The sequence below is a fragment of the Methylobacterium sp. JK268 genome (assembly GCF_054052225.1).
The window spans coordinates 97,519-111,774 of record NZ_JBSVZN010000008.1; the positions used below are offsets into that span (position 1 = coordinate 97,519).

The 14,256-nt window shown below is 71.3% G+C and carries 15 protein-coding genes; 9 read left to right on the forward strand and 6 right to left on the reverse strand.

Annotated elements, in window-relative coordinates:
* Window positions 1-24 precede the first annotated feature (24 nt).
* Window positions 25-942: an alginate O-acetyltransferase AlgX-related protein gene (locus tag ACW9J6_RS10410; RefSeq protein WP_457116396.1), complete on the reverse strand. Its 918-nt coding sequence runs from the start codon at window positions 940-942 to the stop codon at window positions 25-27.
* Window positions 943-1,021: 79 nt separating this feature from the next.
* Here ACW9J6_RS10410 and ACW9J6_RS10415 point away from each other — a divergent pair, with 79 nt between their 5' ends.
* From ACW9J6_RS10415 to ACW9J6_RS10435, 5 genes are all read left to right on the forward strand, one after another.
* Window positions 1,022-1,540: a 2'-5' RNA ligase family protein gene (locus ACW9J6_RS10415; RefSeq protein ID WP_457116397.1), complete on the forward strand. Its 519-nt coding sequence runs from the start codon at window positions 1,022-1,024 to the stop codon at window positions 1,538-1,540.
* A complete protein-coding gene (locus ACW9J6_RS10420) occupies window positions 1,537-2,286 on the forward strand; it encodes a phosphatase PAP2 family protein (RefSeq protein WP_457116398.1) in 750 nt (249 codons plus the stop codon). The genes ACW9J6_RS10415 and ACW9J6_RS10420 overlap by 4 nt, the downstream gene beginning before the upstream one ends.
* An 89-nt stretch (window positions 2,287-2,375) precedes the next feature.
* Window positions 2,376-3,149, forward strand: a complete 774-nt coding sequence (locus tag ACW9J6_RS10425) for an enoyl-CoA hydratase (RefSeq protein ID WP_457116399.1) — start codon at window positions 2,376-2,378, stop codon at window positions 3,147-3,149.
* Window positions 3,149-4,108 carry a threo-3-hydroxy-L-aspartate ammonia-lyase gene (locus ACW9J6_RS10430; protein WP_457116400.1) on the forward strand — a complete coding sequence of 320 codons (960 nt, stop codon included), beginning with the start codon at window positions 3,149-3,151 and terminating at the stop codon, window positions 4,106-4,108. The genes ACW9J6_RS10425 and ACW9J6_RS10430 overlap by 1 nt, the downstream gene beginning before the upstream one ends.
* Window positions 4,105-4,629 (forward strand): prolyl-tRNA synthetase associated domain-containing protein, encoded by a 525-nt coding sequence (locus tag ACW9J6_RS10435; protein ID WP_457116401.1) that lies wholly within the window; start codon window positions 4,105-4,107, stop codon window positions 4,627-4,629. The genes ACW9J6_RS10430 and ACW9J6_RS10435 overlap by 4 nt, the downstream gene beginning before the upstream one ends.
* Here the strand turns inward: ACW9J6_RS10435 and ACW9J6_RS10440 are convergent.
* The gene (locus tag ACW9J6_RS10440; protein ID WP_457116402.1) at window positions 4,619-5,404 is read right to left on the reverse strand and encodes a trypsin-like serine protease; all 786 of its coding nucleotides are present in this window, start codon (window positions 5,402-5,404) and stop codon (window positions 4,619-4,621) included. The genes ACW9J6_RS10435 and ACW9J6_RS10440 overlap by 11 nt on opposite strands.
* Window positions 5,405-6,126: 722 nt before the next feature.
* On the opposite strand from ACW9J6_RS10440, the gene ACW9J6_RS10445 reads away from it, so the two are divergent.
* The 4 genes from ACW9J6_RS10445 (at window position 6,127) to ACW9J6_RS10460 (ending at window position 9,228) form a co-directional block, all read left to right on the forward strand.
* A complete protein-coding gene (locus ACW9J6_RS10445; RefSeq protein WP_457116403.1) occupies window positions 6,127-6,714 on the forward strand; it encodes a helix-turn-helix domain-containing protein in 588 nt (195 codons plus the stop codon).
* Window positions 6,715-6,718: 4 nt separating this feature from the next.
* Window positions 6,719-7,240: an N-acetyltransferase family protein gene (locus ACW9J6_RS10450; protein ID WP_457116404.1), complete on the forward strand. Its 522-nt coding sequence runs from the start codon at window positions 6,719-6,721 to the stop codon at window positions 7,238-7,240.
* Between the two features lie 70 nt (window positions 7,241-7,310).
* Complete coding sequence (kdsA, locus tag ACW9J6_RS10455; protein WP_457116405.1) at window positions 7,311-8,162, forward strand: 3-deoxy-8-phosphooctulonate synthase; 852 nt, start codon at window positions 7,311-7,313, stop codon at window positions 8,160-8,162.
* 646 nt (window positions 8,163-8,808) lie between these two features.
* Window positions 8,809-9,228: a PulJ/GspJ family protein gene (locus tag ACW9J6_RS10460; protein WP_457116406.1), complete on the forward strand. Its 420-nt coding sequence runs from the start codon at window positions 8,809-8,811 to the stop codon at window positions 9,226-9,228.
* 70 nt (window positions 9,229-9,298) lie between these two features.
* On the opposite strand, the gene ACW9J6_RS10465 is transcribed toward ACW9J6_RS10460, so the two are convergent.
* The 4 genes from ACW9J6_RS10465 to ACW9J6_RS10480 all read right to left on the reverse strand — a co-directional run bounded on the left by ACW9J6_RS10465 (window position 9,299) and on the right by ACW9J6_RS10480 (window position 14,100).
* Window positions 9,299-10,807, reverse strand: coding sequence for an ATP-binding cassette domain-containing protein (locus tag ACW9J6_RS10465; RefSeq protein WP_457116407.1), 1,509 nt, complete (start codon window positions 10,805-10,807; stop codon window positions 9,299-9,301).
* Between the two features lie 28 nt (window positions 10,808-10,835).
* A complete protein-coding gene (locus tag ACW9J6_RS10470) occupies window positions 10,836-11,762 on the reverse strand; it encodes a branched-chain amino acid ABC transporter permease (protein ID WP_457116408.1) in 927 nt (308 codons plus the stop codon).
* Window positions 11,763-11,775: 13 nt separating this feature from the next.
* Window positions 11,776-12,651, reverse strand: a complete 876-nt coding sequence (locus ACW9J6_RS10475; RefSeq protein WP_457116409.1) for a branched-chain amino acid ABC transporter permease — start codon at window positions 12,649-12,651, stop codon at window positions 11,776-11,778.
* Between the two features lie 189 nt (window positions 12,652-12,840).
* A complete protein-coding gene (locus ACW9J6_RS10480) occupies window positions 12,841-14,100 on the reverse strand; it encodes an ABC transporter substrate-binding protein (protein ID WP_457116410.1) in 1,260 nt (419 codons plus the stop codon).
* Window positions 14,101-14,256 lie beyond the last annotated feature (156 nt).

Sequence of the window (14,256 nt, forward strand, 5' to 3'; positions counted from 1 at the left end):
CGCGCCGGGCGCGCGGACCAGCGGTCAGGCCGTGGCGGCGAGTTTGCGGGCCGCGGCGGCCTCGCAGTCGAAGCGATCGTCCGGCACCCGGTAGAGGAACCGTTCCGCCATCTCGACCAGGACGAGGTGCGGCTTCGTCGCCGCCACGTAGCCCCAATCCACGCTCGCTGACCACACGAAGTGCAGCTCGCGGAAGCTCTCGGCGAGCAGGCCGGTCAGGAAGAAGTCGCCGAAATGCGCGCAGGAATCGCCGAACAGCACGACCCGGCGGGGATCGGCATGCGCGCCCTCATTGCGAAAAACCACCCGGGCGCCGACGTGGAGGTCCATCGCCCGCCCCTGCGACTCGTAGGTCGCGACCAGGGCATTCGCCTCGACCCGCGCCGCGTCCCGCAGGTAGTGGAACATCCGGGCCGCCTCGCGCGGCCGTACGGGCAGCTTGGCGCCGAGGTCGAGCACCGCCTCGGACACGGCGTGGGGCCGCTCCGCGAGATCGCCGCGGGGGGAGGCCCCGAGGGCGCGCATGATCTCCGCGTAGGCGAGCCGGCAGCCCCGGTCCGTCCAGTGGGTGTCGGTGCGCAAGTAGAGCGGGGGATCACCCGCGCGGGCCGCCCGCATCGGCCCGACGAGATCGATCCAGGCGCCCGCCGCGGGTGAGCGGGAGAGCGCCTGGCCGAGGCGGCGGGCCGGCGACAGGGCCGGATCGAGGGCGATCCCGTCGAGCCGGTCCTCGTAGATGCTGAGCTTCTCGGGGACGATCACCTGGTGAAAGCGTGCCCCGAGCGCGGCGGCGCGCCTCGCCCGCCGCTCGATCAGGCGCCGCCAGCGCCACCGGAGCCAGGCATTCGGCAGAGTCGCGCGGTATTGCTGCAGCACCCGGTTGGTTCCTCCGATGAGGAAGAGCCAGCCGTCCCGCCCCACATGCACGCCGTGATCCGTCATGCGCGCCGCTGTAGCGGTGCCGCGCCCGCCTGAACAGCGGGCTCGACGGGAAAGGACGGAGCGCCATCTCGCAACGACCATGTCGCAGCCGCCCCTGATCCTGACGCTCTGCCTCGACGAGGCCGCCTTCACCCGCTTCAACGCGGAGCGCCGGGCGCATTTCCCCGCGGCCCTGAACCACATTCCGGCCCACGTGACCCTCTTCCACCACCTCCCCGGCGAGGAGGAGCGCGGCATCGTCGAGACCCTGGCGGCCCTGGCGCGGACCGAGGCGCCCGCCCCCGTTCGGGTTGCGGGCCTGCGCTTCCTCGGACGGGGCGTCGCCTACGACCTCGACGCCCCGGCGGTCGCGCGCCTGCGCGCCCGCCTCGCCCAGGCCTTCGCGCCCTGGCTGACGCCGCAGGACCGGCAGGGCTTCCGGCCGCACGTCACGGTTCAGAACAAGGTGGCCCCCGACGTCGCGCGGGCCCTGCACGGGCGGCTCTCGGCGGCCTTCGCGCCCTTCGACGCGACCGGAACCGGCCTCCTCCTCTGGCGCTATCTCGGTGGCCCGTGGGAGAAGCGGGCCCGCTTTCCCTTCGCCGGATCCGAGGCATGAACGGCATCGCGCAGCACAGCACCTTCCGGCACGCCGCCGCCGGCCTGTGGACGCGCCTGCGCCTGAACGAGGTGGGTCCGCTCGCCTCGCTCCTCGCGGTCAGCTTGTTCGGGTTCGGCTTCCTGAAGGTCGCCGGCGAGGTCTCGGAAGGCGACACCAAGGCCTTCGACGCGAAGCTGCTGCTGGCGCTCCGGCATCCCGGCGACCTCAGCCACCCAATCGGGCCGGCTTGGCTGCCCGAGACCATGCGGGACATCACTGCCTTCGGGAGCGTCTTCGGCATCGTCTACGTGACGGTCAGCGTGGTGATCTACATCGCAGTGACCCGGCGCGGCCGGGCGGCCCTGTTCGTGGCGGCGGCGGTCGGGGGCGGCAACCTCCTCTCGACACTCCTCAAGCTCTATTACCAGCGCCCGCGGCCTGACCTCGTGCCCCACGGCATGGAGACCTTCACGGCAAGCTTCCCGAGCGGGCACGCCACCCTGTCGGCGGTGACCTACCTGACGCTGGCGATTCTGCTCGCCCGCATCTCGAAGGGCCGCCGGGTCAAGGCGCTGGTGATCGCGCTCGGCGTGGCGACGACGCTCCTCGTCGGCACGAGCCGGGTCTATCTCGGCGTGCACTGGCCGAGCGACGTGCTGGCGGGCTGGTGCGTGGGGGCGGCCTGGGCCGCCCTGTGCTGGTTCGTCGCCCTGCAGCTCCAGCGGCGCCGGGTGGTCGAGGCGCCCGACCCGCCGCCGGTCTGACCCTCTCGCCCGAGCCTTGCGGCCCGGCTCCGCGTCTTCTAGCCAAGGGGCTTAAGACAGGGGACTTGGCCTCACCGGGGAGGAACGCGGTGGATTACGAGAACATCCGGGTCGAGACGCGCGGCCGGGTCGCGCTGATCACGCTGCACCGGCCGGCGCAGCTCAACGCGCTCTGCGGGCCTTTGATCGCCGATCTCAACCACGCCCTCGACGGCTTCGACCGCGATCCCGGCATCGGCTGCATCGTCATCACGGGCTCGGAGAAGGCCTTCGCGGCGGGCGCCGACATCACCGAGATGCGCGACCGCACCCATCCGGAATTCGCCATGGCCGACCCGTTCGGCGAATGGGACCGGGTCGGGCGGCGCCGGAAGCCGATCATCGCGGCGGTCGCCGGCTACGCCCTCGGCGGCGGCTGCGAACTCGCCATGATGTGCGACTTCATCCTGGCGGCCGACACCGCGAAGTTCGGCCAGCCGGAAATCAAGCTCGGCGTCATCCCGGGCGCGGGCGGGACCCAGCGCCTGACCAAGGCCGTCGGCAAGGCGAAGGCGATGGAACTCTGCCTCACGGGACGGCTGATGGACGCGGCGGAAGCCGAGCGCTCCGGCCTCGTCGCCCGGATCGTCCCCGCCGCCGACCTGCTCGCCGAGGCCTGGAAGACCGCCGAGACCATCGCGGCGATGTCGCTGCCCGCGGTGATGACCGTGAAGGCCTGCGTCGAACGGGCCTTCGAGACGACGCTCAGCGAGGGCGTGCGCTACGAGCGCGACGTCTTCTACGGGCTCTTCGCCACCGCCGACCAGAAGGAGGGCATGGCCGCCTTCCTGGAGAAGCGCAAGCCGCACTTCGAGCACCGCTGATGACGACGATCACCTTCGCCGACGTCGAGGCCGCCGCACGGCGGATCGCGGGCGTCGCCCACCGCACCCCGGTGCTCACCTCCCGCACCGCCGACCAGCGCATGGGCGCCCGGCTGTTCTTCAAGGCCGAGCCCCTGCAGCGGGCCGGGGCCTTCAAGTTCCGCGGCGCCTACAACGCGATCGCGGCGCTCACCGACGAGGAGCGGCGGCGCGGCGTACTCGCCTTCTCGTCCGGGAACCACGCCCAGGCCATCGCCTATGCGGGGGCGCTGCAATCGGTGCCGACCGTCATCGTGATGCCGCACGACGCACCCGCAATCAAGGTCGCGGCGACGGCGGGCTACGGCGCCGAGATCGTGCGCTACGACCGCTACCAGGAGGACCGCGAGGCGGTGAGCCGCCGGATCGCCGAGGAGCGCGGCCTCACGATGATCCCGCCCTACGACCACCCGCAGGTGATCGCCGGCCAGGGCACGGCCGTGAAGGAGCTGCTGGAGGAGACCGGCCCCCTCGACGTGATCCTGGTCTGCCTCGGGGGCGGGGGGCTGCTCGCGGGCTCGCTGCTCGCGGCCCGGGCGCTGGCGCCCGAGAGCGCTATCTACGGCGTCGAGCCGGAAGCGGGCAACGACGGCCAGCGCTCGCTGGCAGCGGGCGAGATCGTGCGCATCCCGGTCCCGGTCTCGATCGCCGACGGGGCGCTCACCACCCATCTCGGGCAGCACACCTTCCCGATCATCCGCCGGGAGGCCGCCGGGATCGTCACCGTGTCGGACGCGCAACTCGTCGCGGCCATGCGCTTCTTCGTCGAGCGGATGAAGCTCGTGGTGGAGCCGACCGGCTGCCTCGCCGCCGCGGCAGCCTTCGAGGGAGTCGTGCCGGTCGCCGGAAAGCGGGTCGGCGTGGTCCTGTCCGGTGGCAATGTCGACCCGGCGGCGCTGGCCCGCCACCTCGCCGCATGAGTGCGGCGACGCCGGAGGCGCTGTTCGCGTTCCTCGCCGAACTCGGGATCCCGGTGCGCACGGTCGCGCACCGGCCGGTCCACACCGTGGCGGAATCCCGCGACCTCAAGGCGGGCCTCCCCGGCGGGCACTCGAAGAACCTGTTCCTGAAGGACAAGCGCGACCGGCTCTTCCTCGTCACCGCGGAGGCGGAGGCGCGGATCGACCTCAAGCGTCTGCACACCGCCATCGGGGCGACCGGGCGGTTGTCCTTCGGCTCCGCCGAGCTTCTCGGGCAGGTGCTCGGCGTCCAGCCCGGTTCGGTGACGCCGCTGGCAGTGATCAACGATCGGGACCGGCGCGTCACGGTGATTCTCGACGCGGCGCTGATGACGCGGGACCCGGTGAACGTTCATCCGCTCCACAACGCCGCCACCACGGCCATCGCCCCCGGAGACCTGATCCGCTTCCTGGAGGCGACGGGCCACCCGCCCCGGGTGATGGCCCTGCCGGGACCGGCCGAGGAGACGCTCAGCGCCTGAGGGACGCGGCGCGGGTCGTCGCCCGCTCGGAGACCAGGCGGGCGCCGGCGGGCGCGATCACCACCAGGCTGCCGCAGGGCGGCGTGGAGGTGATGACCGCGCTCGCCACGCCCCAGAGGCTGCCGCCCGCGGTGACGACCGGCCCGCCCGAATCGCCGATGCAGACCTGAGCGCCCTGGGTGCGGGCGAAGGTCAGTCCGCTCGCCGTGACGGCGAGGGGCGTGAGCCGCGCGGTCTTGAGCGTGCCGGGCCGCCCGCCCGAGAGCCCGACCCCCGCGAGCACGAGCCGCCCCGGCAGCCGCCGCACCGCGCGGCCGACCGGCACCGGCACCCGGTCGCGGACCGGCCGGGCGAGGCGGATCACCGCGATATCGAGGGACAGGGCCTGGAGGTTGATGCCGAGATCGCCCGCCTCCGCCCCGTCGCGGTCCACGGCGAAGCGCGACACCGCGGCCGCCCGGTAGACCGGGGCGGTCGGCTGGCTGCCGCGGTAGAAGATCACCACGGCGCCGAGCGGGGTCTCGCCGATGCAGTGGGCGGCGGTCAGGACGAGGTCGCGGGCGATCAGCACGCCCGAGCAGCGCGTGACCTGGATATCGTCCTCCTGGCGGTTGACCGTCCCGAGGGCCACGGTGGCGCGGGTGAGGGCGTCGCGTCCGCTCGCGGGGATTCCGCCCTCGATGGCCTGCGCGGGCGGGGCGAGCGCCAGGGCGACGGGCAGCGCGAGGAGCGCGCGGCGCAGCCCGCGGAAGCAATGGCGCGGCGGTGATCCCATGCTGAGGCTCCCGGGCGGGGGTGTTCGATGATCCTACAGGGGCATCGATGGCGGGGCGATGGAATTGCGCTTCAACGACGCCCGAACCGTTCCCTCGTCGCGGAGGAGGATGCCCCACGGAGTGAAGCGGGAGAAGAGAGCCCCGTTGATGGACATCACTGACCCGTGGCGACGGACGCCCCAATCCTGACAATTCCGCCGACGGACCTCCGCAGGGCACCGTGACCGCTCGACTGCGTCGGCTGGGCAGTGGCTGGTATGACATCGCGAGACTTGCTCACCGTCGATCAGGCTGGTGACCTGCATCTCTCCTCCAGCGGAAGGTTCGCAAACCACAGCATCAGTTCCGACCAATGGCAATAAACCCATCTCCTCATGCTGAGGTGCGACCGCAGGGAGCCTCGAAGCACTCCGGAACAGGTTGTCCAAGGCACTCTTCTCCGGGATCTACGGTCAGGGGTGCTTCGAGGCTCCCTGCGGTCGCACCTCAGCATGAGGCGTGTTGTGTCCTTCAGAAGTGCTCAGCCGATCAGCCGGCTACAAAGATGTGTGGACACATTCGCTGCAAGGGGGAGGGGAGATGACGCTCGATCCTCAACGGCCTGGCGCCCGGCGGCGACCTGTGGATCCGCAGGCCCGCAGGGGCGGGAGAGTGCGCGTCGCGCAGCACTTCGCCGCTGCCGGGCCTTGACTCCATCATATTGGAAATTCAATCTCCCATCATGGAAACGGCATCGACCCTCGACCAGCGCCTTGCTGAGCGGCTGCGCTCCCTTCGCGCCGCGCGCGGCCTCACGCTCGACGCCCTCGCGCAGCGTTCTGGCGTCAGCCGCTCGATGATCTCGCTGATCGAGCGTGCCGAGAGCAGTCCGACCGCCTCCGTGCTGGAAAGGCTCGCCGCCGGCCTCGGTCTCCCGCTCGCGGCTCTGTTCGCGGTCGATCCACGGGACGAGGCCTCGCCGCTCAGCCGCCGCACCGACCAGCAGTCCTGGCGGGACCCCGGGACCGGCTATCACCGCCGCGCACTCTCGCCGCCGGGCTTCCCGACGCCCCTCGACCTCGTCGAGGTCGAGCTGCCGCCCGGCGTCACCGTCGCCTACGACAGCACTCGCGCGCCGCCCCTGGAGCAGCAGGTCTGGGTCCTAGACGGTGCCGTCACGATCACGATCGGCGACGCCGTCCACGCCCTCGGGACCGGCGACTGCCTCGCCATGCGGGTCGACAGACCCGTCGCCTTCCACAACCCGACCGACCGTCCCGCCCGCACGCTCGTGGCCGTGGCGACCGGCGGGGCCGACCGCACGAGGTGACGCCGTGACCGATCCGATCCTTCGCGCCCTCACCGGCGCCGAGACCCTGGCGCGCGCCGAGGCGCTGGCGGAGATCCTGATCGATTGCGTCGAGACCGGCGCCTCGGTCAGCTTCATGGCGCCGCTGCCGCGGGACAAGGCGCTCGCCTATTGGCGCGGCGTCGGGGAGAGCGCCGGGCGCGGCGAGCGGGTCGTGATCGTCGCGGAGGCGGAGGGGGAGATCCTCGGGACGGCGCAGCTCGTCCTCGCGCAGCCCGAGAACCAGCCCCACCGCGCCGACGTCTCGAAGGTCCTGGTTCCCAACCGCGCGCGCCGGCGCGGGATCGGCGCGGCGCTGATGCGGGCGCTGGACGCCCAGGCGCGGCAGGCGGGCAAGACGCTCCTGGTCCTCGACACCGCGAGCCCCGAGGCGGAGCGGCTCTACGTGCGGGAGGGCTGGCAGCGGGTCGGGGCGATTCCCGGCTACGCGCTGCTGCCGGACGGGCGCCCCTGCGACACGATCCTGTACTACAAGGCGCTCGCCTGAGGGGGGCGCCTCTCGTTTGCCATCATGGCCTGCGAGGGCGGCCCTCCCGCCCCGTTCCGGAACCCCGCCGATGTCGACCGACCCCTCCACCCCCGGCTCCGTCGTCACGGTCGGCGACGTGCGCTTCGGGAATCACCTCCCGCTCAGCCTGATCGCCGGTCCCTGCGCGCTCGAGAGCCGGGCGCACGCGCTGGAGGTCGCCGCGGCGCTCAAGGAGATGGTGGCGCCGCTCGGGATCGGGCTGGTCTTCAAGAGCTCCTTCGACAAGGCCAACCGCACCTCCGCCGGCTCGGCCCGCGGGATCGGGCTCCCGGAGGCGCTGCCGATCTTCGCGGAGATCCGCGAGCGCCTCGGGCTCCCGGTCCTCACCGACGTGCACGACGCGGGGCAATGCGCGCCGGCGGCCGAGGCGGTGGACGTGCTGCAGATCCCGGCCTTCCTGTGCCGGCAGACCGACCTGCTGCTCGCCGCCGCGGCGACCGGGCGGGCGGTGAACGTCAAGAAGGGGCAGTTCCTCGCCCCCTGGGACATGGCCCACGTGGCGGCGAAGATCACCGGGGCGGGCAATCCGAACGTCATCGTCACGGAGCGCGGGGCTTCCTTCGGCTACAACACGCTCGTCTCCGACATGCGGGCGCTGCCGATCATGGCGGAGGTGACGAAGGGGGCGCCGGTGGTGTTCGACGCGACCCACTCCGTGCAGCAGCCCGGCGGCCAGGGCGCGACCTCGGGCGGCCAGCGAGAATTCGTGCCGGTGCTGGCCCGGGCCGCGGTGGCGGTCGGCGTCGCGGGCGTGTTCATCGAGACGCACCCCGATCCGGATCGGGCGCCGTCCGACGGCCCGAACATGGTGCCGCTGCGGGCCATGCCGGACCTGCTGCGCCGGCTCGTCGCCTTCGACAGGCTCACGAAGGGGCTTTGACTCCTCCGCACGGCCGCCGGCTCGCTCACCTTCGCCCCATGTCGATGTCGCGGGTCGATCGTGCTGCGGCCCGGTCAAGGCGTCGCGTCCCAGCCTCTGCCGCGCCGAATCCGTCGGCGCCGAGCAGACATGGCAGGTCCGGGCACAGGGTGGCGGCTTCCCGATGGTCGATCGGGCGAGCGCGCACCCCAGAGCGCCGGACCATCCCGGCGACACCCCGTTGCGGGCTCTTCGCCGGTCCGAACGGCAAGGTCTTCCGCGCTGGCCTGAGCGCCCAGAGGCACAGGATCACCACGGGCGACGACGGCAACCTGCGCCCCGTCGCCATCAGGCGGCGTGACCGCCGCGAATCAACGGCACCGGCGAGCCGGACCATGTCGGCGACAACGACCAGGCCGGCGGCGTCCCGGCCTTCGACACCACCGACGCGATCTTCTTCAGCTTCACCCGCTATAAACGCGTCCGCCCGACCACGCTCGCAGACCGGTCACTCGCGATTCCGAGATCGCCGGCCCTGATCAGGCCTGCCCCGATGAGGTCGAAACCGAGCATGCCCGCATCCGCAATTCCGCCGCTTGGTCGCACCACCGGGGCGGTGGTGCGCCCGCAATGCTCGGGCAAGACCTCGCTTCGCGGACGCGCGGGCGTGACGAGAAGCACCCTGAGACAGGGCCGTCGCGGCCCCAGGCGCGGCGACGGGGAGGCCGGCTTCACGCTGGTCGAGGTCCTGGTCGCCTTCGCGATCGCGTCGTTGGCGAGCGTGATGGTCCTGCGCCTGGCGAGCGACCTGACCGTGGGCAGCCGCCGGATCGACGCGGCCGCGTTTCGCCTCGACGAGGCCGAGAGCCTCGTGCTGGTGCGGGCGGCGGCCGGCTCTCTGCGCGCGGGCCTCGAGCAGGGTCGCTTCGGCGACGGGCAGCCGTGGACGCTGAGCGTCGTCGATGCGGCACCGATGCTCGGCTGGCACGACGTGCCTCCGCTCTGGCGGGTCCGCCTCACGCTCGGCGGCCCCGATGGGCGCCTGATCTACACCACCCTCGTCGCGGGAGGACTCGGCGGCGGCTAGATCATGGTCCGATGATGGGGACACCGGTTCGTCGCAGACCATGCGGCGAGACCAACTCTCGGCGCCAGCCTCACAGATACCCCGCCCCGGCCTCCGCGGCGAAGCGGTCGGGCGTGCCCTCCCAGACGAAGCGGGCGTGTTCCAGCACGTAGACCCGGTCGGCATGCGGCAGGGCAAAGGTCACGTTCTGCTCTCCGAGCAGCACGGTGATCGGCGTCGTCTGGCGCAGGCGCTCCAGGGCCTTGGAGAGCTGCTCCAGGATCACCGGCGCGAGGCCGAGCGTCGGCTCGTCCAGGATCAGGAGCTTCGGGCGCATCATCAGGGCGCGGGCGATGGTGAGCATCTGCTGCTCGCCGCCCGAGAGGGTGCGCGCCATCTGCCCGCTGCGGCTGCGCAGGATCGGGAAGAGTTCGAGCAGCCAGTCGAGCTGGCGGGCGCTCTCGGCCTTGGGCAGGTGCTGGCCGCCGAGGTCGAGGTTCTCGCGCACGCTCATCTCGCCGAAGAGTTCGCGCGTCTCGGGCACCTGCACGATCCCGCCGCGGGCGATCGAGGCCGGGGTGCGTCGGCTCAGGGTCTCGCCCGCGAACGAGATCTGGCCCGAATAGGGCACCAACCCCGAGATGGCGTTGAAGAGCGTGGTCTTGCCGGCGCCGTTGAGGCCCACCACCGAGACGAACTCGCCCTCGTGCACGCGCAACGTCACGCCCTGCAGCGCCTGGGCCTTGCCGTAGAGCACTCCGACATTCTCCACCGAGAGCAGGGCCGCCCCGCTCCGGGAGGTCTGCGGGCGGGCGGCGGTCTCGATGGCGCCGCCGAGATAGACCCGCCGCACCGTTTCATTGCGCATGACCTCGGCAGCGGAGCCCTCGGCGACGCGCTCGCCGAGATACATGGCGTAGACGCGGTCCACGAGCGCCGCGACGCTCTTCACGTTGTGGTCGACGAGGAGCACGGCCTTGCCCTCGTCCCGGAAGCCGCGGATCAGCTCCGAGAAATCGGCGACCTCGCCCTGGGTGAGGCCCGCGAAGGGCTCGTCCACCAGCACTACCTTCGGGTCGCGGGCGATCGCCTTGGCGAGCTCCATGCGGCGCAGGTCCGCGAACGGCAGGGTGCCGGGGCGCCGGTCGAGAACGTCGCCAAGGCCGACCCGCGCCGCGATCGCGCGGGCGCGCTCCTCCACGTGCGGATCGGTGAAGAGCCGCAGCAGGTTGTCGGGCAGGAGCGCGAGCTTGATGTTCTCCAGCACGGTTTGGCGGTGGAGGGGCCGCGAGTGCTGGAAGACGAGGCCGATGCCCGCCCGGGCGACGCGGTGCGAGGGCCAGCCGGCGATCTCGACGCCGTCGAGGGTGACGCGGCCGGCATTGGGCCGCTCCAGGCCCATGATCAGCTTCATCACGGTCGACTTGCCCGAGCCGTTCGGCCCGATCAGGCCGAGGATCTCGCCCGGGCGGATGCCGAAGCTGATCGACTTCACGGCCACGAGGCCGCCGTAGCGCTTCTGGAGCCCCTCGACCGTGAGGAGCGCCTGGGCCGGCATCGCGGCGGGCGGCGGGGCCTTCTGCAGGGCGGACGCGGTCATACACGCACCTCTTCACGCGGTCGGGCGGTCACGCGCGCTGCCCCTGGCGCGTGAGGATGCCGAGGAGCCCGGCGGGAACGAACAGGATCACGGCGAGGGCCGCGGCCGAGACCACAAAGGTCGAGAGCGAGCCCAGCGGCCGCAGGAGCTCGCCCGCCGCGATCAGGAAGACGGCGCCGAGCACGCCGCCCAGGATGGTGCGCCGGCCGCCGAGCACCGCGCCGATGATCACCTGGACGCCGACCGAGACGTCGACCAGCGTGCCGACCGAGGCCGTGCCCATGTAGAAGACGAACAGCGCGCCGGCGAGGCCGGAGAAGAAGGCGCTGACGCAGAACGCCGCGAGCTTGTGCTTGGCGACGTTGAAGCCGAGCGCGCCGGCCTCCACCGGGTCCTGGCCGCTCGCCTGAAGGATCAGCCCGACCGGCGAGGTGGCGATCGCCACCAGCACGATCCCGGCCAGCGTCATGAAGCCGAGCGCGAGGTAGTAGTTGGTGGCGGCGTCGACGCTGATCACGTCCGGCACGGTCAGGCCGATCTCGCCGCCGGTGGTTTCGGCGAAGACGACGATCAGGTTCTGCAGGATCAGCACCGCCGTGACGGTGGTGAGGCCGAAATAGGGGCCGCGCACCCGCAGCGCCGGCAGGGCGAGGACGAGGCCGCCGATCACCGCCGCGACCGCCCCAGCGACGAGGCAGAGCGGGATCGAGACGCCGTTGCCGTTGAGGATGCCGGCCGTGTAGGCGCCGATGCCGATCAGGAAGGTCGGGCCGAAATTCACCTCGCCGGCGAAACCGAACAGGAGGTCCCAGGCCATCGAGAAGACGCCGAAATAGTAGGCGACGGTGAGGAGCCCGAGGATGTAGCCCGAGACCCAGAGGGGCAGGACGCAGGCGAGCGCCAGCCCGACGACGCTGAGCCAGAAGAGCGGGCTATGGAGGATCTTGCCGATCATGAGCCTGGTCTCCTCAGCGACGCCCGAGCAGGCCCTGCGGCCGCACGTACATGACCGCGACGAGCAGGAGCAGGGCCGGAATGGTCCGGTAGGCGGGATTCACCAGGTAGGCGGTGATGGTCTCGAGGTAGCCGACCACGTAGGCGGCGATGAGCGAGCCCGAGACGCTGCCGAGGCCGCCGAGCACCACGATCGAGAAGGCGCTCGCGGTGAGCGGACCCACGCTGTAGGACGAGACGCCGAGGAACTGGCCGAGCAGCACGCCCGCGATGCCGGCGAGCACGCCGTAGATCGCCCAGATGGCGATGTAGATCTTCGAGAGTTCGAAGCCGAGCAGCGTCACGCCGCGCGGGTTCATCGAGGCGGCGAGCACCACCTTGCCGGTCCGTGTGCGGTTCACCAGCGCCCAGAGCAGCGCGATGGTGCCCCAGCAGACGGCGGCGGTGAGGATCTGGTTCCAGGGGGTGCGCACGCCCGCGATGGTGACCACGCCTTCGACCAGCGGCATCACGGTCTTGGCATTGCTGGTGAACAGGTAGGCGATGAATTCCTGGATCATGATGCCCCAGAGCAGCGTGCCGGTGAGGATGAAGATCTCCTTCTCCTCCCCGGGGATAGCCTTGGAGCGGTCGATGGGCTTCACGACGACGCCGTAGGTGGCGAGCGTGAGGAGCGTGCACACCGCGACGCCGAGGGCCGCGCCCGCATAGGCGCCGAGCCCGTACTCGCTGGACGCCGCCCAGGCGACGACCGCGGCGGTGACCATGAGGGCGCCGTGCGAGAGGTTGAGGACGCCCGAGACGCCGAAGATCAGGGTGAAGCCGGTGGCGCCGAGCGCGTAGAGCGCCGAGATGGCGAAGCCGTCGATGAGAATCTGAAGGGCCGTCATGAGGATCCGGAATCGGGGGATCGCGAAGGGACGGCGTCCCTTCGCCGGGGGTCCCGGGGGCGGCGCCCCCGGGCGGACCGAGGGTCGTCCGCCATCCGATCGATTGCTTCGCAATGCGGATGCCGGCTTCGCTCAGGCGCCGCGCGGGCTTGCTGATCCGATCTCCGCTCTGATCGAGCGGATCCCGGATCAGTTCGCGGGGGTGCCGGTCTTCACGAAGCTCGGGAACTTCATGGACCCGTTGGCGACGTTCTGCGGCCAGACGGCGAGCTGCTTGCCGTCCTGCCACTGCATCATCATGCCGGAAACGAGGCCCGGCCCGTACTTGATCGAGTGAGTGAATTGATCGTCTTTGCCGTAGAACTGGATGCGCCCGAGGGTGCCCTCCCAGTCGGTGGTCTCCAGCGCCTCGACCAGCTTCTCGGCATCGGTCGATCCCGCCCGCTTCACGGCGTCGGCGATGTAGTAGACCTCGTCGTAGGCGGTGTAGCCGGCGTAACCCGGATAGCTGCCGAACTTGGCCTTGAACGCCTCCGCGAAGGGCGCGGTCTTCGGGGTCACGTTGGTGCCGGGCGCGGCGAACATCTCGAAGAGCACGCCCTCGGTCGAGCCGTTCGTCTCCTTCCAGAAGGTGGCATTGGTCGCCTGCGAGGCGATGCCGATCATCGGGATCGGCACCTGCTGGCTCGCCCATTGCACGGTCGGCTGCACGCCGACATGGGAGATGCCGGTGACGATCACGTCGGGCTTGGCGCCCTCGACGCGGCTGAAGATCGGGCTGAAATCCGTGGTGCTCGGCGAGAACCGGATGTGGTCGAGCACCTTGAGGCCGATCTTCGGCAGGCACTCCTCGTAGCCTTCGTCCAGAGGCTTCGTCCAGGCGGCGTCCTCGCTCATGATGACGGCCGTCTTCATCTTGCGGCCGTCGACCAGGATGGCCTTCGCGGCGTCGCAGACGGCCTGGGACTGGGCCTTCGAGGTCAGGTAGCCGTGGAAGGAGTACTTGTTGCGGGCGTAGTCCTTGTGGACGTTGAGCGGGATCTCGTTCGAGGCGGCGCCCGGCGTCACGAAGGGCAGCTTCAGCCGGGCCGACCAAGGCTGAAGCGCGAGCACCACCTCGCTGATGTAGCTCGCGATGACGGCGTGGACCTTATCCTCGCTGGCGGCGCGCTGGAAGGCGCGGACGGCGTCGGCGGCGGAACTCTTGTCGTCGTAGGGGAAGAGCTCGATCTTGCGGCCGTCGATCCCGCCCTTGGCGTTGATCTCGTCGGCGGCGAGCTGGGCGGCCTGCGGGATCGAGGCGCCGGCGATGGCCTGGGCCTCGGCGATCACCGCGATGCGGATCGGGTCGGCGGCCCGTGCCCCGGACGAGGCGGCGGTCACACCGAGCGTCGAGGCCAGAAGGGCGCGGACGAGCCGCCGCGACGCGGCCGGCGCGGGCATGGTCATGGGCATTTCTCTCCGATGCCGCTTCTCGCGTCGGACGCTGCGGCTTGGTGTGCAGTGTACCGCCTGCTTCCCGGACAACAAGGCCCGGAACCCGCATTCCCGGCGCAGAATGGCAGCGCTGCCGTCGCCATGCGCGGGCTGCATGGCGACGGCTTT